The organism is Serratia sp. TSA_105.2 (genome assembly GCF_052692115.1).
This window is the reverse complement of the sequence record NZ_JBQZFT010000002.1, coordinates 118,674-140,524: the sequence shown is the minus strand read 5'-3', so window position 1 is coordinate 140,524 and position 21,851 is coordinate 118,674. Positions and strand designations below refer to the sequence as shown.

Annotated in this window: 23 protein-coding genes; 12 read left to right on the top strand and 11 right to left on the bottom strand. The window is 60.4% G+C overall.

From position 1 onward, the window contains the following. Positions 1–285: 285 nt before the first annotated feature. A complete protein-coding gene (locus tag ACUTSC_RS07010) occupies positions 286–1,974 on the bottom strand; it encodes an aspartate:alanine antiporter (protein ID WP_197766494.1) in 1,689 nt (562 codons plus the stop codon). 293 nt (positions 1,975–2,267) lie between these two features. Between ACUTSC_RS07010 and ACUTSC_RS07005 the strand changes: the two genes are divergently transcribed. Beyond that, entirely contained in the window at positions 2,268–2,657 is a 390-nt protein-coding gene (locus tag ACUTSC_RS07005; RefSeq protein ID WP_197766493.1) for an inner membrane protein YbjM, read from the top strand. Positions 2,658–2,702: 45 nt separating this feature from the next. On the opposite strand, the gene ACUTSC_RS07000 is transcribed toward ACUTSC_RS07005, so the two are convergent. Beyond that, on the bottom strand, positions 2,703–2,966 hold the full coding sequence (locus tag ACUTSC_RS07000; RefSeq protein WP_004938676.1) for a GrxA family glutaredoxin: 264 nt from the start codon (positions 2,964–2,966) through the stop codon (positions 2,703–2,705). A 230-nt stretch (positions 2,967–3,196) separates the two neighbouring features. On the opposite strand from ACUTSC_RS07000, the gene ACUTSC_RS06995 reads away from it, so the two are divergent. The 9 genes from ACUTSC_RS06995 to rlmC all read left to right on the top strand — a co-directional run bounded on the left by ACUTSC_RS06995 (position 3,197) and on the right by rlmC (position 11,456). Beyond that, entirely contained in the window at positions 3,197–3,499 is a 303-nt protein-coding gene (locus ACUTSC_RS06995) for a YbjC family protein (RefSeq protein WP_033646672.1), read from the top strand. A gap of 54 nt (positions 3,500–3,553) precedes the next feature. After that, positions 3,554–4,456 carry a 30S ribosomal protein S6--L-glutamate ligase gene (gene rimK, locus ACUTSC_RS06990; protein ID WP_038880682.1) on the top strand — a complete coding sequence of 301 codons (903 nt, stop codon included), beginning with the start codon at positions 3,554–3,556 and terminating at the stop codon, positions 4,454–4,456. Positions 4,457–4,592: 136 nt separating this feature from the next. Further along, positions 4,593–5,072, top strand: coding sequence for a type III secretion system chaperone family protein (locus ACUTSC_RS06985; RefSeq protein WP_063989388.1), 480 nt, complete (start codon positions 4,593–4,595; stop codon positions 5,070–5,072). A gap of 406 nt (positions 5,073–5,478) precedes the next feature. Continuing rightward, positions 5,479–6,588 carry a spermidine/putrescine ABC transporter substrate-binding protein PotF gene (gene potF, locus ACUTSC_RS06980; protein ID WP_063989389.1) on the top strand — a complete coding sequence of 370 codons (1,110 nt, stop codon included), beginning with the start codon at positions 5,479–5,481 and terminating at the stop codon, positions 6,586–6,588. A gap of 121 nt (positions 6,589–6,709) precedes the next feature. Continuing rightward, positions 6,710–7,843: a putrescine ABC transporter ATP-binding subunit PotG gene (gene potG / locus ACUTSC_RS06975; protein ID WP_060443364.1), complete on the top strand. Its 1,134-nt coding sequence runs from the start codon at positions 6,710–6,712 to the stop codon at positions 7,841–7,843. 24 nt (positions 7,844–7,867) lie between these two features. Beyond that, on the top strand, positions 7,868–8,830 hold the full coding sequence (gene potH, locus ACUTSC_RS06970; RefSeq protein WP_049202213.1) for a putrescine ABC transporter permease PotH: 963 nt from the start codon (positions 7,868–7,870) through the stop codon (positions 8,828–8,830). Next, the gene (gene potI, locus ACUTSC_RS06965; RefSeq protein ID WP_197773171.1) at positions 8,827–9,672 is read left to right on the top strand and encodes a putrescine ABC transporter permease PotI; all 846 of its coding nucleotides are present in this window, start codon (positions 8,827–8,829) and stop codon (positions 9,670–9,672) included. The genes potH and potI overlap by 4 nt, the downstream gene beginning before the upstream one ends. 104 nt (positions 9,673–9,776) lie before the next feature. Continuing rightward, complete coding sequence (locus ACUTSC_RS06960) at positions 9,777–10,256, top strand: YbjO family protein (RefSeq protein ID WP_197766491.1); 480 nt, start codon at positions 9,777–9,779, stop codon at positions 10,254–10,256. Positions 10,257–10,325: 69 nt separating this feature from the next. Continuing rightward, positions 10,326–11,456 (top strand): 23S rRNA (uracil(747)-C(5))-methyltransferase RlmC, encoded by a 1,131-nt coding sequence (gene rlmC / locus ACUTSC_RS06955; protein ID WP_197766490.1) that lies wholly within the window; start codon positions 10,326–10,328, stop codon positions 11,454–11,456. 32 nt (positions 11,457–11,488) lie between these two features. On the opposite strand, the gene artJ (ACUTSC_RS06950) is transcribed toward rlmC, so the two are convergent. The 6 genes from artJ (ACUTSC_RS06950) to ACUTSC_RS06925 form a co-directional block, all read right to left on the bottom strand. Then, positions 11,489–12,223, bottom strand: coding sequence for an arginine ABC transporter substrate-binding protein (artJ, locus tag ACUTSC_RS06950; RefSeq protein WP_197766489.1), 735 nt, complete (start codon positions 12,221–12,223; stop codon positions 11,489–11,491). A gap of 199 nt (positions 12,224–12,422) precedes the next feature. After that, on the bottom strand, positions 12,423–13,091 hold the full coding sequence (artM, locus tag ACUTSC_RS06945) for an arginine ABC transporter permease ArtM (protein WP_033637817.1): 669 nt from the start codon (positions 13,089–13,091) through the stop codon (positions 12,423–12,425). Then, complete coding sequence (artQ, locus tag ACUTSC_RS06940) at positions 13,091–13,807, bottom strand: arginine ABC transporter permease ArtQ (RefSeq protein ID WP_015377299.1); 717 nt, start codon at positions 13,805–13,807, stop codon at positions 13,091–13,093. Before artQ ends, artM begins: the two co-directional genes overlap by 1 nt. A gap of 9 nt (positions 13,808–13,816) precedes the next feature. After that, complete coding sequence (gene artJ / locus ACUTSC_RS06935; RefSeq protein WP_004928409.1) at positions 13,817–14,548, bottom strand: arginine ABC transporter substrate-binding protein; 732 nt, start codon at positions 14,546–14,548, stop codon at positions 13,817–13,819. A 32-nt stretch (positions 14,549–14,580) separates the two neighbouring features. Then, positions 14,581–15,309, bottom strand: a complete 729-nt coding sequence (gene artP / locus ACUTSC_RS06930; protein ID WP_038884338.1) for an arginine ABC transporter ATP-binding protein ArtP — start codon at positions 15,307–15,309, stop codon at positions 14,581–14,583. A 264-nt stretch (positions 15,310–15,573) separates the two neighbouring features. After that, positions 15,574–16,116 carry a lipoprotein gene (locus ACUTSC_RS06925; RefSeq protein WP_197766488.1) on the bottom strand — a complete coding sequence of 181 codons (543 nt, stop codon included), beginning with the start codon at positions 16,114–16,116 and terminating at the stop codon, positions 15,574–15,576. Between the two features lie 159 nt (positions 16,117–16,275). On the opposite strand from ACUTSC_RS06925, the gene ACUTSC_RS06920 reads away from it, so the two are divergent. Then, on the top strand, positions 16,276–16,599 hold the full coding sequence (locus ACUTSC_RS06920) for a heavy metal-binding domain-containing protein (protein ID WP_004928400.1): 324 nt from the start codon (positions 16,276–16,278) through the stop codon (positions 16,597–16,599). Positions 16,600–16,647: 48 nt separating this feature from the next. On the opposite strand, the gene ACUTSC_RS06915 is transcribed toward ACUTSC_RS06920, so the two are convergent. Then, positions 16,648–18,174: a DUF3300 domain-containing protein gene (locus tag ACUTSC_RS06915; RefSeq protein WP_197766487.1), complete on the bottom strand. Its 1,527-nt coding sequence runs from the start codon at positions 18,172–18,174 to the stop codon at positions 16,648–16,650. Positions 18,175–18,361: 187 nt separating this feature from the next. Between ACUTSC_RS06915 and ACUTSC_RS06910 the strand changes: the two genes are divergently transcribed. After that, the gene (locus tag ACUTSC_RS06910; protein WP_197766486.1) at positions 18,362–19,198 is read left to right on the top strand and encodes an N-acetylmuramoyl-L-alanine amidase; all 837 of its coding nucleotides are present in this window, start codon (positions 18,362–18,364) and stop codon (positions 19,196–19,198) included. On the opposite strand, the gene ACUTSC_RS06905 is transcribed toward ACUTSC_RS06910, so the two are convergent. Continuing rightward, a complete protein-coding gene (locus ACUTSC_RS06905) occupies positions 19,199–20,209 on the bottom strand; it encodes an NAD-dependent epimerase/dehydratase family protein (RefSeq protein ID WP_004928393.1) in 1,011 nt (336 codons plus the stop codon). It lies immediately after the preceding gene. A gap of 158 nt (positions 20,210–20,367) precedes the next feature. Beyond that, positions 20,368–21,807 carry a DUF2867 domain-containing protein gene (locus ACUTSC_RS06900; RefSeq protein ID WP_197766485.1) on the bottom strand — a complete coding sequence of 480 codons (1,440 nt, stop codon included), beginning with the start codon at positions 21,805–21,807 and terminating at the stop codon, positions 20,368–20,370. Positions 21,808–21,851: the final 44 nt, after the last annotated feature.

The window sequence follows — 21,851 nt, the reverse complement described above, 5'->3', positions numbered from 1 at the left end:
ATCGGGTTAACACATATAGATGACGAATGAGCAGAGGGATGTGTGACCGAACCACAGTAAAAAGGTGCATTTTGAGGCCGTGGGCCGTTGATGTAATACGTTTTTCAGGCAACAAAAAACCCGATAATCTTGAACCTAAAAGGCGGGATTATCGGGCTCCACAAAATGGGGACATCAAAGAAAAGCAGTGGCACTAATTCAGACTGCGGCCCCCAACGAAAGTTCTGGCCGGCGACAAAAAAATCAAAATATTTTTATCGCCGATCCATCTCTCCCGCTAATCGATCAGCCGAGTATCCCCGGCCATAACACCACGATGAGTGAACCCGCCAGCGTTAACAGCACGTTAGCGATGGCGTAGGTACCGGCATAGCCCAGCGCCGGGATATTACTGCGTGCGGTGTCGCTGATGATCTCCATCGCCGGTGCGCAGGTGCGGGCGCCCATAATGGCGCCGAACAGCAGGGCGCGGTTCATGCGCAACACGTAGGCGCCGAACAGGAAGCAGATAACCACCGGCACCAGGCTGACGATCAGCCCGGCGATCAGCATCTGGCCGCCGACCGCGCCCAGGCTGTGGCCGATGCCGGCGCCGGCGCTCAGGCCCACGCCCGCCATAAACACCATCAGGCCGAATTCTTTCACCATGTTCAGCGCGCCCTGCGGAATGTAGCCGAAGGTCGGGTGGTTGGCGCGCAGGAAGCCGAGCATGATGCCGGACATCAGCAGGCCGGCGGCGTTGCCGATGCCGAACGAGAAGTTACTGAACTGAATGGTGATCTGGCCGATCAGCAGGCCGATGATGAAGAAGGCGCAGAATGCCAGCAGGTCGGTCACCTGGCTGTGGATGGAGATAAAGCCAATCTTCTCCGCCACGCTCTTCACCCGGCGCGCGTCGCCGCTCACCTGCAGCACGTCGCCTTTGTTGAGCACGATGCTGTCGTCGATCGGCATTTCGATCTGGCTGCGGATCACGCGGTTGAGGAAGCAGCCGTGGTCGGTCAGCTTCAGCTGACTCAGGCGCTTGTTCACCACGTTGCTGTTCTTCACCACGATCTCTTCGGTCACGATGCGCATGTCGAGCAGATCGCGATCGAACACTTCCTTGCCGTTGCGGAAGCTCGGATCCAGCCGCGCGTGGGCGTCCGGGTAGCCGACCAGCGAGATCTCGTCGCCCACCTGCAGCACCGCGTCACCGTCCGGGTTGGCCAGAATGCCGTTGCGGCGGATGCGTTCGATGTAACAGCCGGTCTGGCGGTAGATGCCCAGTTCACGCAGGTTCTTGCCGTCGGCCCAGGCCACCAGCTCGGGGCCGACGCGGTAGGCGCGGATCACCGGCAGGTAGACCTTGCGCTGGCTGTCGGTGTCCAGGCCGCGTTCGCGGGCGATCTGCTGGGCAGAGGTGGAAAGGTCCTGGTGCTGCAGCTTCGGCAGGTAGCGCGCGCCGAAGATCAGGCTGACCAGACCGATCAGGTAGGTGAGGGCGTAGCCGAGGCTCAGATGATCCTGCGCCGCCAGCAGCGCCGGGCCGTTGACGATGGTGTTGCGCAGTGTGTCGCCGGCGCCCACCAGCACCGGCGTCGAAGTCATCGAGCCGGCCAGCATGCCGGCGGTCAGGCCGATGTCCCAGTGGAACAGCTTGCCGAGACCGATGGCGAGCACCATCGCCGAGCCGACCATCACCAGCGCCAGCATCAGGTAGTTTTTGCCGTCGCGGAAGAAAATCGAGAAAAAGTTGGGCCCGGCTTCCACGCCGACGCAGAAAATAAACAGCATAAAGCCGAGATTCAGCGCCTCGGTGTTAATGGCGAAGTGTTGCTGGCCGAGCAGCAGCGAAACCACCAAAACGCCAATGGAATTACCGAGTTGGACGGAGCCCAGACGGAGTTTACCGAGGCACAGCCCCAGTGCGAGTACCACGAACAGTAACAGAATGTAGTTACCGTTTAACAAACTAGCGACGTTTATGTTCACGGAGGATAACTTATTGTTTACCAGTAAGTGCTTGATATAGATAACTATAAGAGATAAATTCAGCCTTAAAACGACGTCATAAATCACCACCAGCGTAAGGCGAAGCGAACCATCGTTCGGCGGCGTTCATTCTAGACGCTATGACCGATGACAGCCAGCACAGAAAGCTGATTTCCTGCGCCGCCGTGCGCATTTAACTCTCTTTTGACCAAGGAAAAAATTCGGTTCAGCGTCTCCGCGTGGGGGCCGGGCCGATTTCTATTGATGCAGTAATTGGGCGGGGGAGAATTCGCATGACGAGTTATAGATATTGGCTGGGTATTCTCAGCTGTTTTCTGTTGTTCAGCCTGGTGTTTATCGGCCAGCAAACCGGCCTGTTCGGCAGCACGGATCATGAGCATCACGGCGAAACCGGCCTGCTGCTGTTTGTGATCCCCGGTGCGATCGCCAGCTATCTGTCGAGCCGCAAGCGGCTGCTTTGCCCGCTGCTCGGCGCGCTGTATGCGCTGCCGCTGTGTCTGCTGATCCGCCACTTCTGGCTGACGCCGTCCTCTTCGTTCTGGCAAGAGCTGGCGTACGCCACCAGCGCAGTGTTCTGGTGCGTGTTCGGCGCGATGCTGATGCTGTTCGCCCTCGGCCTGTTGCAGACGCTGCAGCAGCTGCACCGGCGGCAGCGGCAATAAAAAAAGGCGCGTTAAGCGCCTTTTTTGTCTTTGTTGTTCAAAAAGTTACTGGAACAGGTTCAGGTGTTCTTTGGCGTAAGCTTCGAAATCGGTGCAACCGCCGATGTGCTTCTCATCCAGGAAGATCTGCGGCACGGTTTCAACCGGTTTGCCGACGGTTTTTTCCAGATCGGCCTTGGTGATGCCTTCCGCGTGGATGTCAACGTAACGGAAGTTGAAATCGTCGCGTTCTTCAGTCAGTTTTTCCGCCAGTTCTTTAGCGCGGACACAATAAGGACAGCCAGGACGCCCGAAGATTACTGCAAACATGCAACGCTCCTTAATTGGATTTTCAATAAATTGTTCGCTACCGCAACGACATCCCGTCACCGAAAAAGTCATTACCTGCGTCAGATGGCGCCTACTATGCCCGTTGAGGCGGTGAAAAAAAAGCAGGAATTACCTGTTAATCTGATTCATGTAACCAATTTGTCGGCCGGGGCTGTCACCGCCGACGGGAATTCACTACACTGGGGGCAGACCTTCTGGAGAAGAAAAATATGCGTTCATTCGGTGACTTACCGCGCCCGGTGCTGGTGTTGGAAGGGCTGGGCATCGTGATGCTGGTGTTGGCCTACCTCAGCATTCACGGCCACCTGCAGCTGCCGGGCTGGCTGGCGTCGCAGCAGGCGGCGGTCGGCATGATTTTCCTCGGCGTGGCGCTGATGGTGCCGGCGGCGGCATTTCTGGTGTGGCGCGTGGTGCAGGGTTTCGGGCCGCTGATGCGCGGCGGGTTGCCGCCGGAAAACGATCGTCGCAAACCGCAATCGAAAGATAATCAGGACAGCGATCCGCGCGCCTGAGCGCCGCGGCCGCTAACCCGCCTGCCGGGCAGGCGTTGGCTTTTGGGGTGACGAGTGAAAATTGCCATTCTTTCTCGCGACGGAACGCTCTACTCATGCAAGCGGCTGCGTGAAGCGGCGGAAGATCGCGGGCACAGCATCGATATCATCGATCCGCTCTCCTGCTACATGAACATCAATCCGGCGGCACCGACCATTCATTATCGCGGCCGCCAACTGGAGCGTTACGATGCGGTGATCCCGCGCATCGGTTCCGCCATCACCTTTTACGGCACGGCGGTGCTGCGCCAGTTCGAACTGCTCGGCAGCTACCCGCTAAACGAATCCGTGGCCATTACCCGCGCCCGCGACAAGCTGCGTTCGCTGCAGCTGCTGGCGCGGCAGGGCATCGATCTGCCGATCACCGGTTTTGCCCATTCGCCGGACGATACCGGCGATCTGATCGAACTGGTCGGCGGCGCGCCGCTGGTGGTCAAGCTGGTGGAGGGCACGCAGGGCATCGGCGTGGTGCTGGCGGAAACCCGCCAGGCGGCGGAAAGCGTGATCGATGCCTTTCGCGGCCTGAACGCCCACATCCTGGTGCAGGAGTATGTGCGCGAAGCGCAGGGCAGCGATGTGCGCTGCCTGGTGGTCGGCGGCCGAGTGGTGGCCGCCATCGAGCGTCAGGCCAAGCCGGGTGAGTTTCGCTCCAACCTGCACCGCGGCGGCACCGCTCGCAAGGTGACCATCACCGCCAGAGAACGGGCGATCGCGGTGAAAGCGGCGAGCACGCTGGGGCTGGACGTCGCCGGGGTGGATATCCTGCGCGCCGAGCGCGGCCCGCTGGTGATGGAGGTCAACGCGTCACCGGGGCTCGAAGGCGTGGAAACCACCACCGGCCTGGACATCGCCGGCATGATGATCGAATACATCGAGCAGCGCGGCCGGCCTGGCTTTCGCCTGAAATCCGGCGGTTGACGGGGCGGGCGGTGCACTTTTCCCGCCGAGCAATATCTTAATTAGTGAATTAAGCCGCATTGATCGTGGCGTATCGGGTGAATATTCCGTAAGCTATGCGCCTTTTCGCGTATTGAATATTGTGAGGCTGGTTATTATGGATTCACTCATTGTCCCCGATTTGGCGCTGTTGCGGCGCTGGCTGGATCAGTCGGGCATTTCTTTCTTTGAGTGCGATTCCTGCCAGGCGCTGCACCTGCCGCACATGCAGAACTTCGACGGCGTGTTCGACGCCAAGATAGATCTGGTGGACAACGTCATCCTATTCTCCGCGCTGGCCGAGGTGAAGCCGACCGCGCTGATCCCGTTGGTGGCAGATCTGAGCCAAATCAACGCCAGTTCGCTGACCATCAAGGCGTTTGTCGATATTCAGGACGACAACCTGCCGAAGCTGATCGTCTGCCAGTCGCTGAGCGTGGCGGTCGGCATCACTTACGAGCAGTTCACCCACTTCATGCAGCAGGGCGAAGAACAGATCTCGATGGTGATCCTCGAGGCGCGGGCGAACGATCTGCTGTTTATGGGTGACGAAGAAGAGATCCCCGCTGGCGCCGCGCGTCAGCCGATGCTGCACTGATCTTCGCCATATCTTAAGCATGCCGTCGCTCCGGCGGCATGCTGCCGTTATTCCCCTCCGCAATAAAATATTCTGCACTTTGGCCTTTGCCGCCCGATCTTTCTCGCCTTTTGTGCCGTTAATGGCGTATCACATAGAGAAAAACTGCATAAAAAATCGATAAAAGGCGTTTTTTACCCTGGGGGCTGGCGGGTTGCGATGGCAGCGGCTATGCTGCTGATTCTGCAAAGGGCTTGCGATTTCCCTTGTAACCACGCGAGCAGGGCAGTGCAAAAAGGCGCATGCAATCATATGCATAGCCATTCATTTCGCGGTTGCAACGATTGCGCTCAATCAGGAAAGGTTTTGTATCGCTGCAGATACAAGTTCAATTCTATGATTTACCCTGTTTTGGAGGAAGTTACGGATGGTCACCCTACGTAAAAAGTGGTTATCGGGTGTGGTTGCCGGTCTGTTGATGGCCGCGTCCGTCACGGCGTCAGCCGAAGAGAAAACGCTGCACGTGTATAACTGGTCCGACTATATCGCGCCGGATACCCTGGCCAAATTCCAGAAAGAAACCGGCATCAAAGTGGTGTACGACGTCTTTGACTCCAACGAAGTGCTGGAAGGCAAACTGATGGCGGGCAGCACCGGTTACGATTTGGTGGTTCCTTCATCCAACTTCCTCGAGCGTCAGTCGCAGGCCGGCATCTTCGAGCCGCTCGACAAGAGCAAAATGCCCAACTACAAGAATCTCGATCCTGAGATGCTGAAGCTGGTGGCGCATAATGACAAAGACAACAAGTACGGCATCCCTTACCTGATGGTGACTACCGGCATCGGCTACAATGTCGACAAGGTGAAGGCGGCATTGGGCAAAGACGCGCCGGTCGACAGCTGGGATCTGATCCTCAAGCCGGAAAACCTCGAGAAGCTGAAAAGCTGCGGCGTCTCCTTCCTCGATGCGCCGAGCGAAGTCTACGCCACCGTGCTGCACTACCTGGGCAAGGATCCCAACAGCACCAATGCGGCGGACTATACCGGCGCGGCCAACGATTTGCTGCTGAAGCTGCGGCCGAACATTCGTTACTTCCACTCTTCCCAGTACATCAACGATCTGGCTAACGGCGATATCTGCGTGGCGATCGGTTGGTCCGGCGACGTAATGCAGGCGGCCAACCGCGCCAAAGAGGCGAAGAACGGCGTGAACGTGGCCTATGCGATCCCGAAAGAAGGGGCGTTGACCTACTTCGACATGTTCGCCATGCCGGCGGACGCCAAGAACAAAGACGCCGCGTACCAGTTCCTGAACTTCCTGATGAAACCTGACGTGATGGCGGGCATCAGCAACTATGTCTATTACGCCAATGCGGTGAAGGATTCCACGCCGCTGGTGAACGCCGAGGTGCGCGATAACCCGAACGTCTATCCGCCGGCCGATCTGCGCGCCAAGCTGTTCACGCTCAACGTGCAGTCGCCGAAGCTGGACCGTGTCATTACCCGCGCATGGACTAAAGTTAAAAGCGGGAAGTGATGATGGGGGATAGCCCCCATCGTCGGTAAACCGGCAGGCGGGCGCTCCCCGCCTGCATTGCCGTTTTGGGCCACGGCGCTCGCCGTGGTTTTGTGCCGCTTTACGCCGGAGAGCACCCCGATTGAACGACGCCATCCCTCGTCCTCAAGCCAAGTCGCAGAAGGTCTTCACCCCTCTGCTGGAAATTCGTAACCTCACTAAAACCTTCGACGGGCAGAATGCGGTCGAAGACGTCAGCCTTACCATCTACAAGGGCGAGATCTTTGCGCTGCTTGGCCCGTCCGGCTGCGGCAAGTCCACCTTGCTGCGCATGCTGGCCGGCTTCGAGCAGCCTTCGGAAGGGCAGATCGTGCTCGATGGGCAGGATATGTCGCACGTGCCGCCGTACCAGCGGCCGATCAACATGATGTTTCAGTCTTACGCGCTGTTCCCGCACATGACGGTAGAGCAGAATATCGCCTTCGGTCTGAAGCAGGACAAAATGCCGCGGGCGGAAATCGCCGAACGGGTGGCGGAAATGCTGGCGCTGGTGCACATGCAGGAGTACGCCAAGCGCAAGCCGCACCAGCTTTCCGGCGGCCAGCGGCAGCGGGTGGCGTTGGCGCGCAGCCTGGCCAAACGGCCCAAGCTGCTGCTGCTGGATGAGCCGATGGGCGCGCTGGACAAGAAACTGCGCGATCGTATGCAGTTGGAAGTGACCGACATTCTCGAGCGCGTCGGCGTGACCTGCGTGATGGTGACGCACGATCAGGAAGAGGCGATGACCATGGCGGGGCGCATCGCCATCATGAACCGCGGCAAATTCGTGCAGATCGGCGAGCCGGAAGAGATCTACGAGCATCCGAACAGCCGCTTCAGCGCCGAATTTATTGGCTCGGTCAACGTCTTCGACTGCGTATTGCAGGAGCGGCACGATGACGCGCTGATCCTGCAAAGCCCCGGATTGCGCCATGCGATCAAGGTCGATCCGGACGCCTCGGTGGTGGACGGCGTGCCGATCCAGGTGGCGCTGCGGCCGGAAAAGATCCTGCTGTGCGAACAGGTGCCGGAAGACGGCTGCAACTTCGCGGTGGGGGAAGTGGCGCACATTGCCTACCTGGGCGATCTGTCCATCTATCACGTGAAGCTGCACAGCGGGCAGATCATCAGCGCCCAGTTGCAAAACGGCCACCGTTTCCGCAAGGGGATGCCGACCTGGGGCGATGAAGTGCGTCTGTGCTGGGAAACCGACAGCTGCGTCGTGTTGACGGTGTAGTGGAGCCGGTGAGGAGTAACCCGTATGACCCTGCTTTCTGAACGCACGCCGGAGCCACCGGCCAAAACGCCCGGCACCTTCAAGGCGCTGTTTCACCGCCTGCTGATGGCTCACGGCCGCAAGCTGGTGATCGCGCTGCCGTATTTATGGCTGACGCTGTTGTTCATGCTGCCGTTCCTGATCGTGTTCAAGATCAGCCTGGCGGAGCTGGCGCTGGCGGTGCCGCCCTACACCGAGCTGCTGAGCTGGGCGGACGGCAAGCTGAACATCGCGCTCAACTTCGCCAACTACCTGCAGCTGACCGACGATCCGCTGTATATCGACGCCTATCTGCAGTCGCTGCGCGTGGCGGCGGTCTCGACGCTGTGCTGCCTGATCATCGGCTATCCGCTGGCCTGGGCGGTGGCCCACAGCAAGGCGTCAACCCGCAACATTCTGCTGCTGCTGGTGATCCTGCCTTCCTGGACCTCGTTCCTGATCCGCGTCTATGCCTGGATGGGTATTCTGAAAAACAACGGTATTCTGAATAACTTTCTGATGTGGCTGGGGGTGATCGACCAGCCGCTGGTGATCCTGCACACCAACCTGGCGGTGTATATCGGCATCGTTTATTCCTATCTGCCGTTTATGGTGCTGCCGATCTACACGGCGCTGATCCGGCTGGATTACTCGCTGGTGGAGGCGTCGCTGGATCTGGGGGCCCGGCCGCTGAAAACCTTCTTCAGCGTGATCGTGCCGCTGACGCGCGGCGGGATTATCGCCGGTTCGATGCTGGTGTTCATTCCGGCGGTGGGCGAGTTCGTGATCCCGGAACTGCTCGGTGGGCCGGACAGCATCATGATCGGCCGTGTGCTGTGGCAGGAGTTCTTCAATAACCGCGACTGGCCGGTGGCCTCGGCGGTCGCTACCATCATGCTTCTGTTGCTGATCGTGCCAATTTTGTGGTTCCACAAACACCAGAACAAGGAAATGGGGGGGCAGGAATGAACAACTTGCCGGTAGTGCGTTCACCGTGGCGTATCGCCATCCTGACGATCGGCTTTACCTTCCTGTATGCGCCGATGCTGATGTTGGTGATCTACTCCTTCAACAGTTCCAAGCTGGTGACGGTGTGGGCCGGCTGGTCCACGCGCTGGTATACCGAACTGTTCCACGACTCGGCGATGATCAGCGCCGTGGGGCTCAGCCTGACCATCGCCGCCGCCTCCGCCACCGCCGCGGTGGTACTGGGCGCCATCGCCGCCGTGGTGATGGTGCGCTTCGGCCGTTTTCGCGGTTCGACCGGTTTTGCGTTTATGCTGACCGCACCGCTGGTGATGCCGGACGTGATCACAGGCCTGTCGCTGCTGTTGCTATTCGTGGCGATGGGGCACGCTTTCGGCTGGCCGTCGGAACGCGGCATGTTCACCATCTGGCTGGCGCATGTCACGTTCTGTACCGCTTACGTGGCGGTGGTGATCAGCTCACGCCTGCGCGAGGTGGATCGCTCGATTGAAGAGGCGGCGATGGATCTGGGGGCGACGCCGCTGAAGGTGTTCTTCGTCATCACCTTGCCGATGATCGCGCCGGCGCTGATCTCCGGCTGGATGCTGGCGTTTACCCTGTCGCTGGACGACCTGGTGATCGCCAGCTTCGTCTCTGGGCCGGGCGCCACCACGCTGCCGATGCTGGTGTTCTCCAGCGTGCGCATGGGGGTGAATCCGGAAATTAACGCGCTGGCCAGTTTGATCCTGCTGGTGGTGGGCATTCTCGGCCTGATCGCCTGGTGGTTTATGGCGCGCTCGGAAAAACAACGATCGCGCGAATTGCAGCGGGCGGCCCGTAGCTGAATCGTAACAAACCTGCTATTTTTGCAATCAATAAGTATTGCAACTAACTACCTGACTTTACATGCGCCATCTGTATTGGTGGCGCGTCGTAGCGGAACACGGATATGTCAGACATGCTGAAAAGCGGGCAGGGAATGAGATCGACTTCGGATGCGCCGGTGCCGGTGATGGTGGCGGGCACCGCCATGGTGGCGATCAAGTGTATCAGCGTGGTGTTGCTGTTGGGCGAACTGGGCGTCGACGGTGCGCAGGAGTTCGTCAACACCAGCGCGCAGGCGTGGGATTCCACCCTTATTTTTCTGGCCGGCCTGTTGCTGCTGTGCCTGCAAATCAGCTGCGGCTTTGCGGTGATGCGCGGTCGCAACTGGGGGCGCTGGGGCTATGTGGTCTGCCAGTGCATCGTGGTGCTTTACCTGCTGTTGGCCACCATCGGCAGCGTCTTCCCCGAGGTGTTCACCGTGGAAGGCGAAACCAGCGGCCAAATCCTGCACGTTCTGATCCTGCAAAAGATCCCCGACGCGGTGATCCTGGCGTTGCTGTTTGTTCCCACCGCCAGCCGCCGCTTCTTCACCGCGCGCAAGTGAGATTTTAGGCGCGCGGAGTGGTAAACTCTGCGCCCTTAATTCGTCATCCTGAACTTCACGGTAATCTTCATGCATTGCGCTTTGTATACGGCGGGCACCTGCCGTTCCTGTCAGTGGCTGGAAAAGCCCTATCCGCAGCAACTGGCCGACAAACAGCATCACCTGCAATCGCTGCTGGCCGGGCGCGACGTCGCGCAGTGGCTGCAGCCGGCGACGGGGGAACTGAGCGCATTTCGCAATAAAGCCAAGATGGTGGTCAGTGGCAGCGTGGAGCGCCCGCTGCTCGGCATGCTGCACCGCGACGGCACGCCGGTCGATCTGAGCGACTGCCCGCTGTATCCCGCCGGTTTTGCGCCGATGTTTGCGGTGCTGAAAAGCTTCATCGCCCGGGCGGGCCTGACGCCGTATAACGTGGCGCGCAAACGCGGCGAGTTGAAATACCTGCTGTTGACCGAAAGCACGTTCGACGGCGGCGTGATGCTGCGTTTCGTGCTGCGCTCGGAAACCAAGCTGGCGCAGCTGCGCGCCGCGCTGCCGTGGCTGCAGCAGCAGCTGCCGCAGCTCAAGGTGATCTCCGCCAATATTCAGCCGGTGCACATGGCGATCATGGAAGGGGAGCGCGAGATCGCGCTGACCGAACTGCAGGCGCTCGAGGAGCAGTTCAATCAGGTACCGCTGTTTATCCGCCCGCAAAGCTTCTTCCAGACCAACCCGCAGGTGGCCGCCGATCTGTATGCTACCGCCCGCGACTGGGTGCGCGCGTTGGGTATCGACAGCATGTGGGATCTGTTCTGCGGCGTCGGCGGCTTTGGCCTGCACTGCGCGCAACCGCAAACGCGGCTGACCGGCATCGAAATCAGCGCGGAAGCGATCGCCTGCGCGCGCCAGTCGGCGCAGCGGTTAGGGCTGTTGCACGTAGATTTTCAGGCGCTCGATTCCACCCGCTTCGCCACCGCCGAAGGCCAGGTGCCGCAGCTGGTGCTGGTCAACCCGCCGCGGCGCGGCATCGGCCAGGCGCTGTGCGACTACCTGAGCCGGATGGCGCCGGACTCTATTCTCTATTCGAGCTGCAACGCTGAGAGCATGGCGAAAGATATCGAGATGTTGCCGGGGTACCGCATCGAACGGGTGCAACTGTTCGACATGTTCCCGCATACCGCGCACTACGAAGTGCTGACGCTGTTGGTGCGGATTTTATAAAACATAAGGCCCGGATAACCGGGCCTTATTGTTTACTGCGGGAACCACTTGTCGTTGATGGCCTTGTAGGTGCCGTCGGCCTTGATGGCGTCCAGCGCGGCGTTCAGCTTGGCCAGCAGCGCCTGGTTGTCGGGGCGCACCGCGATGCCGAGGCCGGTGCCGAAGTATTGCGCATCGGTGATGTGCTCGCCCACCGGCGCCAGCTGCGGGTTGGTTTTCAGCCACTCGTTCACCACGGCGGTGTCGCCGAACACGCCGTCGATACGGCCGTTTTTCAGCTCCAGAATGGCGTTCTGGTAGCTGTCGTAAGAGACGGTGCTAATCTCCGGATGCTTGTCCTGCATGTATTTCTGGTGGGTGGTGCCGTTTTCCATGCCGAGCTTTTTGCCTTTCAGATCCGCCAGCGAGCTGAACTTGCCTTTTTGCGCGATCACGATCGCCGAGTTGGCGTAGTAAGGCTGGGTGAAAGCGACCTGTTTGCTGCGCTCCGGCGTGATGTCCATACCGGAAATCACCGCATCGTATTTCTTGAATTTCAGCGCGGCGATCAGGCTGTCGAACGCCTGGTTGGTGAAGGTGCACTGCGCCTGCATCTGCTTGCACAGCGCGTTGGCCAGATCGATATCGAAGCCGACGATCTGGTTGTTGGCGTCCAGCGATTCGAACGGCGGGTAGGTGGCGGAAGCGGCGAAGCGGATGGTCTCGGCCGCGGTGGCGTTAAAGGTCATCCCGGCCAACATCGTCGCGGCAAGCAGCAGTTTTTTCATGCGTAGAGCTCCTGTCTGGATCCTGAAAGTGATTATTCGCTATCGTTTGTTTTTACTGGTAATCGCCAGAGATATTTGCGCGTGCGTCTGCTGATAACCCTGCCACTGAGTGAATTAAAATGCAATGTAAATGATTAAATATTGCTGCAGGGGTAAAAAAAGCCCCGCACAAGGGCGGGGCTTATGGGGAGAGGCGGCCTCAGTTGCGGCGTTCAAACGCCAGCGCGCGGCGCTCCACCAAGCGCATTAGCAGCGTCAGCAGGCCGTTGACGCACAGGTACACCAGGCCTGCGGCGCCGAATACCATGACGTCGTAGGTACGGCCATACATCAGCTGGCTGTAACCCATCACCTCCATCAGCGTGATGGTGTAAGCCAGCGAGGTGCTTTTGAACACCAACACCACTTCGTTGGAGTAAGACGACAGCGCGCGCTTGAAGGCGAACGGCAGCAGAATGCGCAGCGTCTGCCGGCGCGACATGCCCAGCGCTTCGCACGACTGCCACTGTCCGGCGGGAATGGCGCGCACCGCGCCGTAGAACAACTGCGTGGTGTAGGCCGCGCTGTTCAGCGCCAGCGCTATCATCGCGCACAGCCAGGGCTGCGACAGCAGGTTCCACAGCCACGGGTAGTCGCGGATTGCCGGAAACTGACCGGGGCCGTAGTAGATCAGGAAGATCTGCACCAGCAAGGGCGTGCCGGTGAACAGCGTCACGTAGATCTTGACCAGCGGCGTCAGGATTGGCGTTTTCAGCGTCAGGATCACCGTCAGCAGCAGCGACAGCACCAGCGCGACGATCAGCGCGGCGACGGTCAGCGTCAGGCTGGTGTGCAACCCTTTGAGGATCTCAGGTAAATACTCAATCATCAGGCCGGCCCCCGCTCAAAGCGCGTGGCGCGCAGCTCAATGCGTTTGATGACGTATTGGCTGAACAGCGTCACCAGCAGGTAGATGGCCGCCGCGATCACATACCAGGTAAAAGGCTCCTGGGTACGGGTGGCGATGCTCTTGGTTTGCAGCATCAGATCGTTCACGCTGATCAGCGACACCAGCGCGGTGTCTTTCAGCAACACCAGCCACTGGTTGCCGAGGCCGGGCAGGGCGTGGCGCCACATCTGCGGCATGATCAGGCGAAAGAAGATCGCCGCCTTGCCGAGCCCCAGCGCCTGGCCGGATTCCCACTGCCCCTGCGGCACCGCTTTGAGCGCGCCGCGCAGCGTCTGCGAAGCGTAGGCGGAATAGAGCAGGGCCAGAGCGATCACCCCGCACAGGAACGGGCTGACTTCGAAGTTGTCGATCGCCAGCTGAATCGGCAGCTGGAACAGACCGAGGTTGAGGGTAAAGCCGTCGGAGAGCATCAGCAGCAGCTGCGACGAGCCGAAATAGATAAACAGCACCACCAGGATTTCCGGCAGGCCGCGCAGCACGGTCACCCAGGCGGTACCGAGCCAGCTGACCGCTTTCCAGCGGGACGATTCCCATACGGCGAACAGCATCGCCAGAATCAGCCCGAGGATCAGGGCGCAAACGGCAAGGCCGACGGTCATGCCGGCGGCGCTTGCTAAAGGTTGTAATTCATTCATCGGGGCGTATTACTGCTGGAACCATTTTTTGTAGATGGTTTCATAGGTCCCATCCTGCTTGATCTTGTCCAGAGCGGCGTTGAACTTGCCCTGCAGATCGGTGTTCTTCTGGCGTACCGCGATGCCGAGGCCGGTGCCGAAGTAGTCTTTATCCGTCACTTTGGCGCCCACTGCCGCCAGCGCGTCATTCTGCTTCAGCCACTCGTTGACCACCGCGGTATCGCCGAACACCGCATCAACGCGGCCGTTCTTCAGATCCAAAATGGCGTTCTGGTAGCTGTCGTAAGGCACGGTGGTGATTTCCGGGTGTTTGTCGGTCAGGTATTTCTGGTGGGTGGTGCCGTTTTGCACGCCCACTTTCTTGCCTTTCAGCGCCGCCACGTCGGCGATTTTGCCTTTCTGCGCGATGAACAGCGCCGAGTTATCGTAGTACGGCTTGGTGAACAGCACCTGCTTTTCACGCTCCGGCGTGATGTCCATACCGGCCATCACCGCATCGAAACGCTTGAACTTCAGGCTCGGGATCAGGCTGTCGAACGCCTGGTTGGTGAAGGTGCACTCGGCCTGCATCTCTTTGCACAGTGCGTTGGCCAGATCGACATCAAAACCCTGAATCTTGTTGCCGGCGTCAATAAATTCAAATGGAGGATAGGAGGCTTCGGTAGCGAAACGGATCGTTTCGGCTGCGGAGGCGGAAACGCTGATGCCGGCCAGAACGGCGGCGATTATTAGTTTTTTCATCGCAAACTCCCCAAATTACAGCAAGTTAATTGTTAGTGTGATAAGTAGTTGGCAAACTCGGTGGTCCGCGGCTGCGTAAAGTGGCTGCTGTCGCCTTGCTCCACCACGTGGCCGTTTTCCATGTACACCACGCGGCTGGCGGTCTTGCGCGCCACTTCCACTTCGTGGGTGACGATCACCTGCGTGATGCCGGTGCCGGCCAGTTCGCGAATGATGCTGACGATCTGCGCGGTGATTTCCGGATCCAGCGCCGCGGTCGGTTCATCGAACAGCAGCACCTGCGGTTCCATCATCAGGGCGCGGGCGATCGCCACGCGCTGCTGTTGGCCGCCGGAAAGGTGCAGTGGGAAGCGATCGGCGAAGTCGGTCAGGCGCAGACGCTTGAGCAGCTTGTCGGCACGCTCCATCGCCTGAGCCTTGGTCAGACCCAGCACGCGGCAAGGCGCTTCGATCAGGTTCTGAACCACAGTGAGGTGAGGCCACAGGTTGTATTGCTGGAAGACCATGCCGACATTTTGGCGCAGTTCGCGAATGGCTTTCTCGCCCGGCGCCTGCTTGAAGTCGAATTGGTTGCCGGCGATCTGCAGTTGGCCCGAACGCGGCATTTCCAGCAGGTTCAGCACCCGCAGCAATGAACTTTTCCCGGCGCCGCTTGGGCCAAGCAGCACCAGGGTTTCCCCGGCTGGACAATCCAGCGTGATGTCAAACAGCGCCTGGTGAGCGCCGTAATAGCAATTGATACCGTTAAGTTGAATACTCATGCGCCAGAATTGAATAGACATTGATGCCGCAAATGTTAACTTCCACAGAATACTTATGCAATCTTTGTGCGTTAAAATTTATGAGTGTGCGGCGGGACAGTAAAAGATTAGCACAAGATACCGCGACTCAAGCCGAGGGAGGGGATTTGTGGTGCAGGCTGTGAGATCGGTAGCGAAATTTTTTCTATTGGACGAAATTCGAGCGGTGGACTGACGGCAGGGATGACCGACGCGGCAAGCCCGCGTCGGCCGGGGTATTGCGGGTTACTGGTTTTCCAGCACCTGGCGCACGCTGCCGTTGGTGGCGTGCGCTGGAACATTCAGGTAGCGAATATCATCAACCACCCAGCAGGTCCCTTCGCGCACCATCAGCACTTCGTCCTGCCAGTTCACGGTGCTGTTGGCGTCTTTTTGGTAGCTCAAGTCAACGCGCAGCGGGATGTTTTTCGCATCGGTGTTAGGAATGGTCGAGGCGCTGGTGACGGAGGCGCTGCTTGGCCCCTGCGCATTGCCGGAGAACAGATCGCCGGTTATCCGGTGCTTGCCCGGGTTCTGGCCGGCGCTGACCAGATCCTGATACAGCACTTTGCTCAGATAGGGCTGCAGCTGCGCCAGGCGGTTGCTGTCCGGCAAGCCGGCACCCTGCTGGATGCGCAGGTCATAGAATTTTTGCGCGACCGTATCCGGGCCGCCTTCCACACAGCTGCCACTGCGGGTGCCGATATCCTTGTATGCCGGTTCCACCGTGGTACAGGCACTCAGCAACAGCGCTAAGGGTAAAACAGCCGCAATCGTTTTTGTTTTCATCTTATTACCTTATGTGAAAGTCTCTACCATGAAGACCGATAGCTTACAGTATAAATGCGTTTTTTGGCCTTGCATTCGTACTGCGTGCCATTGATTAAGCGAACATAACGCCAATCTTCTGGTCATAGATACGTTGAATTAATCAAACAAGGAATTCTGATGCAGCTTTCAACTACCCCGACCCTGGAAGGGTTCACCATCACCGAATACTGTGGCGTCGTCACCGGCGAAGCGATCCTCGGTGCCAACATTTTTCGTGATTTCTTCGCCGGCGTGCGCGATATCGTCGGCGGCCGCTCGGGCGCTTATGAGAAAGAGTTGCGCAAGGCGCGCTTGATTGCGTTCGAAGAACTGGAAGATCAGGCGAAAGAGCTGGGCGCCAACGCGGTGGTCGGCATCGATATCGATTATGAAACCGTTGGCAAAGATGGCAGCATGCTGATGGTGACCGTCAGCGGCACCGCGGTGAAAGTCAGCCGCTAACGCCATTCTCGCGCCCCGGCCGTTCCACCGGGGCGACGTTCTCTTGCTTTACCCCACCTTGTGCTGCTCGACGATCGGGCGGTGCTCCTGCGGTTTTACCGACGCCGGCTCCTGGCGATGCTGTATCGGCTGAACGGACGGTTGACGTATCTGCGGCACCGGGGCCGGATGCGGCATGATGCGTGCTTGCGGCACCGGCATCGGGCGTACTACCGCCGGATGCAACGTTGCGGCCGGTTCGCGCACCGCCGGCTGAGCGACGTGCGGCGCAACCTGAACCGGTGGCCGCACGGCGGATTGATGCACCGGCGCGACGGCCGGCATCGGATGCGTCTGTACCGGCGTGGAATGCACGGCCATCGGCTGCTGCGCGTGGGGCGCCGCCGGCGCGGTATGCGTGAACGTCGGCATGCTCATCGGTTGCTGCACATGGGGCGCGTTGACCGATTGTTGCACGTGCGGCGCGGCCGCTACCGGCTGGGTATGCGCAAAGTTCGGCAGGGTCATCGGCGCATGGGCTGCAGGCGCGACGCGCGGTTGTTGCGGCGCCGCGTTCGGCGTCGATGCGTTGAAGCGCGGCGTCGGCGCGGCGGGGGATGTATTGTAGTTGTTCACCGTGCTGGTGCTGCTGCGATTCACATTGTTGACGTTGTTATATTGGTTGATGTTGGTGACGCGATTTACCACGGTGGTGGAATGCGACACGTAGGGCGCATTGCGGTAGACCACCGGCTGGCGTCGATCGTCCCAGCGCATATCCCAGTTGTGCCAGCCGCTGTTGTGCTGATTGAACAATGAGGCGACCGCGATGCCGACGCCGAAGCTGATCGCGCCGGCCGCCAACATGTCGCCGCCGCTATAGCCCGAAGGCTGATACTGATAGCTGGGGTAGGCGGGGATCGGCGTGCCGTAGGCCACCCAGGGATCGTAATGCGGGACGTAAACCGTATCCGGCTGGCTGGGTTCGATGACGATGGTTTCGCCCGGCGCCGCCACCACGCTCTGGCGATAGGGCTGCTGTTCGACATAACGCGTCGTCGGCGCTACGACGATGCGCTGCTGCGGGGTGTTTTTCAGCGTACCCTGGCTGGCCGCTCGCTGACGCATCACCTGAATGGCGTTCATCACGTCGGTGGGATCGTTGAGGTAGGCGCTGCCCAGGGCGGTGGTCCAGGGGATGTTCTTCGCCATCTGATCGAGCACGTCGGGGAATTGTACCAGGCCGCGCACGCTGGGATCCCAGGGCTGAGCGTCGGCCGCCGAGCTGAGCGCCGCCAGCTGCAGGCCGCGGTTTTGCGCCAGCCAGGCATCCGCGGCGCTGATTTGGTCAGGGTAACCCGCGCCGGCCAACACTTGCGCCAGCAGTTTGTCGGGGAACAGCGCCACCGGGCTGACCAATTGGTAAAGCTGATCGGCGGTCAGCGGCGTATAGGCCGGCGCACTTGCAGTGGCGGCGGGAGCGGCCGGGGGCGGTGTGCTCCCGCCCATCGCACCGGCGACTTTTTGCTGATCGCAGCCGCTGAGTGGCAGCATGGCGGCACAGAGCAACCAGGACAGATAGCGAGGTGTGAACATGTTCGACTCCGCTCTTTCAGCGCAGATGATACTTTGAGACTATCATGGGCGTGAGAGGCCGCCAGTCGGGAGAAACACCCGCTTGCACATCGGCGTTGTCTGTCATCATTTCTCGATGAGCGTGATGATTGGACACAGATTAATCGCGCGGCGTTACCGCTTTCACGGACGTCAATCAGGAGGATAAGTGAAAATTTGGCCAGGGATTATCGCCGCCGCGCTGTTGGCGGGATGCCAAAATCCGCAGCAGGACACGCTCGTCGATCGCGGCGATTACCAGCTCGAAACCCTGCATCAGGCGCAGGGGGCCGATCAGCGCATCCGGTTTTTGGTGATGCACTACACGGCGGAAGACTTCCATTCATCGCTGAAAACGCTGACCGACGAGCACGTCAGCGCACACTACCTGTTGCCGGCGCACCCGCAGCGCGAGCGCGGCAAACCGACGGTGTACCGATTGGTGCCGGAGGCGATGCGCGCCTGGCATGCCGGTGCCAGCGCCTGGCGCGGGCGCAGCAACCTCAACGACACCTCGATCGGTATCGAAATCGTCAACAAGGGTTTCACCCGCAGCATGCTGTTCACCCACTGGCAGCCCTATACGGCGGAGCAGATCGCCGTGCTGATCCCGCTGAGCCGCGATATCATCCAGCGCTATGGCATCCAGCCGCAGGACGTGGTGGGGCACAGCGACATCGCGCCGCAGCGCAAACAGGATCCCGGCCCGCTGTTCCCCTGGCGGCAGTTGGCGCAGGCCGGCATCGGCGCCTGGCCGGACGAGCGAGACGTGCAGCGCTTGCTGGCGGGGCGCGATCGCCATGCGCCGGTGCCGATGGCGGCACTGCTCGAAAAGCTGGCGCGTTACGGCTATGCGATCGACCCGTCATGGGATGCGCGGCAGCAGCGCAATGTGCTGGCGGCGTTTCAGATGCACTTCCGGCCCGACGATGTGCGCGGCGAGCCGGATGCAGAGAGTGAGGCGATTGTCGATGCGCTGCTGGTGAAGTACGGCGCGACGCGTTGATTACAGGCCGTGCAGCTTACCGTGATCTTTCAGCCAGCGGGCGGTGCGCGCGATGCCTTCTTCCAGCGAGACGATCGGCTGATAGCCCAGTTCTTGCTGCGCGCGGGTGGTATCGAGCGTGAGGTCGAAGTTGAGTTTGGCGACGCCGTAGTGGGTCAGCACCGGCTCCTTCTCGCTTTTGCTGCCGAGGCGTTCCATGCCGCGCGCCATCATGTCGAGCATCGGATAGGGGACGGAGCGGATGCGGCATTTCATGCCCAAATCGTCGATCAGCTGCTGAACCACGGTGCGAAGCGGGCGCGGCTGCTGGTTGGTGATGTTGTAGGCGCGGCCGGACGGCGTATCTTCTTTTAGCGTCGCCAGCCACATGGCGTGCACCGCATTCTCCAGGTAGGTCATGTCCACCATCGCCGCGCCGCCGCGCGGCAGCAGCAGGTTGCCGTAGCGTTTGATCATCTGCAGCAGCCGCGGCAGCATCACTTTGTCGTGCGGCCCGAACAATCCCTGTGGGCGCAGAATGGTGAAATGGGTCTGCGGATTGGATAGCGCCAACTGCTGGATCACCTGCTCGCCGGCGGCCTTGCTGCGCGCGAATTCGTTGGCGTAGCGCTGCGGGCGGAAGTCTTCGGTCACGTTGCGGTGATGGTGGTAATCGAAATAGATCGCCGGGGAGGAGATGTGAATGAACTGCGCTACGCCATAGGCCGCCGCCCATTCGCCGAGGCGGCGGGTGGCGCGGACGTTGGCCAGTTCGAAGGCCTCTTCGGTGCCCCAGGGCGAGGTAAAGCTGGAGCAGTGCCACAGCACGTCGACGTCCGCCAGCATCGCCTTGGCCTGCGAAGAGATCAGATTGGTGAGATCGGCATGAATAAACTCCGCGCCCATTTTTTCCAGCAGGCCGCCCATCGCCTGGTTGCGGCCGGTGGCGCGCACTTTGATGCCCTGGCGGCGCAGATATTCAACGGCGTTACGGCCTAACCCACTGGTGGCACCGGTGACCAATACCTTCATAACGGACTCTATTCTCACCCAAAATCGGAATACCGGCGGGCGCTTGCGGCGCTCCCAGCAAATAAGATGCCATTCTTCCGTGATTTCGTGCGCTATGCAATCGGAAAGCCCCGAAGCACAGCGGCAAACTGTGCGGTTGATCGACAAATGAACGCCGGTCAGCGCTGTTGGCGGTCCAGGCTCTCGGCAAGCTCGGCGATGCGCTTCGCCATGCCGCGAAAAATGAACAGGTGTGCGGGCATCATGGCGAACCAATACAGCAGCCCGCTGAAGCCGGCCGGATGCCACCAGGCGCGCACGTCCAGCGTGCGGCGATCGCCGTGATCGGTGATGCTGAAGCTCAGCCGCCCCAGCCCCGGTGCCTTCATGCCGAACAGCAGCGCCAGTTGCCGCAGCGGCTTCAGCGTGATGACTTTCCAGCCGTCGATCTCGTCGCCCAGCGCCAGGGTCGCGCGCGCCGGGCGGCCGTAGACCACCCCGTTGCCGATCATGTCGTCCATGCGAGCGCGGATCCGCCACAGAATATTGGCGTAGAAATAGCCTTCTTCGCCCCCCAGCTGCTGCACCGTTTGCCACAGGGCCTGGCTGGAGGCGGCGGTGTCCAGCGAACAACCGGCCTGTTTTGGATAGTAACCGTAGCCGGGGCGCCAGCGGGCCCGCGCCGCCGGATCGTAGCCCCAGTCGGCGGAATCGACCACCTCCTGTTCGCGCTGCAGCGTGGTGGCGACCGCCTGATCAAAGGTGTGCAGCCGCTGCGGGATCAGGGCCTGCAGCGGCCGGCCGTCGGCGGGCAGATCGTGCTTCAGCCCCTGGATCAGCGCGCGGGCGATCGGCGTCGGCACCGAGGTGATCAGGCTGATGAACCACACCGAAATCAGCCGCGTCGGCAAAGGGATCGGGATCAGCCAGCGCCGCTTGCCGCTGAGGGCGATAAAGCGTTTGAACATATCCTGATAGCTGAGGTACTCCGGCCCGGCAACGTCGAAGATGCGGTGTTCCTGCGCCGGGTGCGCCAGCAGGTCGGCCAGATAAACCAGCAGATTCTCCAGCGCCACCGGCGACGACTTCGAGCGCACCCAGCGCGGCGGCGTCAGCACCGGCAGGTTATAGACCATGTCGCGCATCACTTCGAACGCCGCTGAGCCGGGGCCGACGACGATGCCGGCGCGCAGCTCGGTCACCGGCACGCCGCTCTGGCGCAAGATCTCGCCGGTCAGGCGGCGGGCCGCCAGGTGCGGTGAGCTGTCGTCGTTCGGCTGCAGCGCGCCGAGGAAGATCACCTGTTTGACGCTGGCATTGCGCAGCGCGTCGCGCAGGTTTTCCGCCGCCTGGCGCTCCTTCTCGATAAAGTCGTCGCCGTCGCCCATCGCATGTACCAGATAGTAAAGCGTATCTATCTCCCACAGCGCCGCGCTCAGGGTTTCCGGGCGATACAGATCGGCATACAGGCAGTTGACCTGCGGCCAGTTCCGCTCCTGCAGCCACTCGATGCGCCGCGCGGCGGCGGTAATCTGGTGCCCCTGTTCGATCAGGTGCGGGATCAGGTTCTGGCCTATATAGCCGCTGGCTCCAAGAACCAGTACGCGTTGGGGTGTCATCGGGCCGCCTTGTACGGTAGAGGATTGGCTGAACGACAGGATGC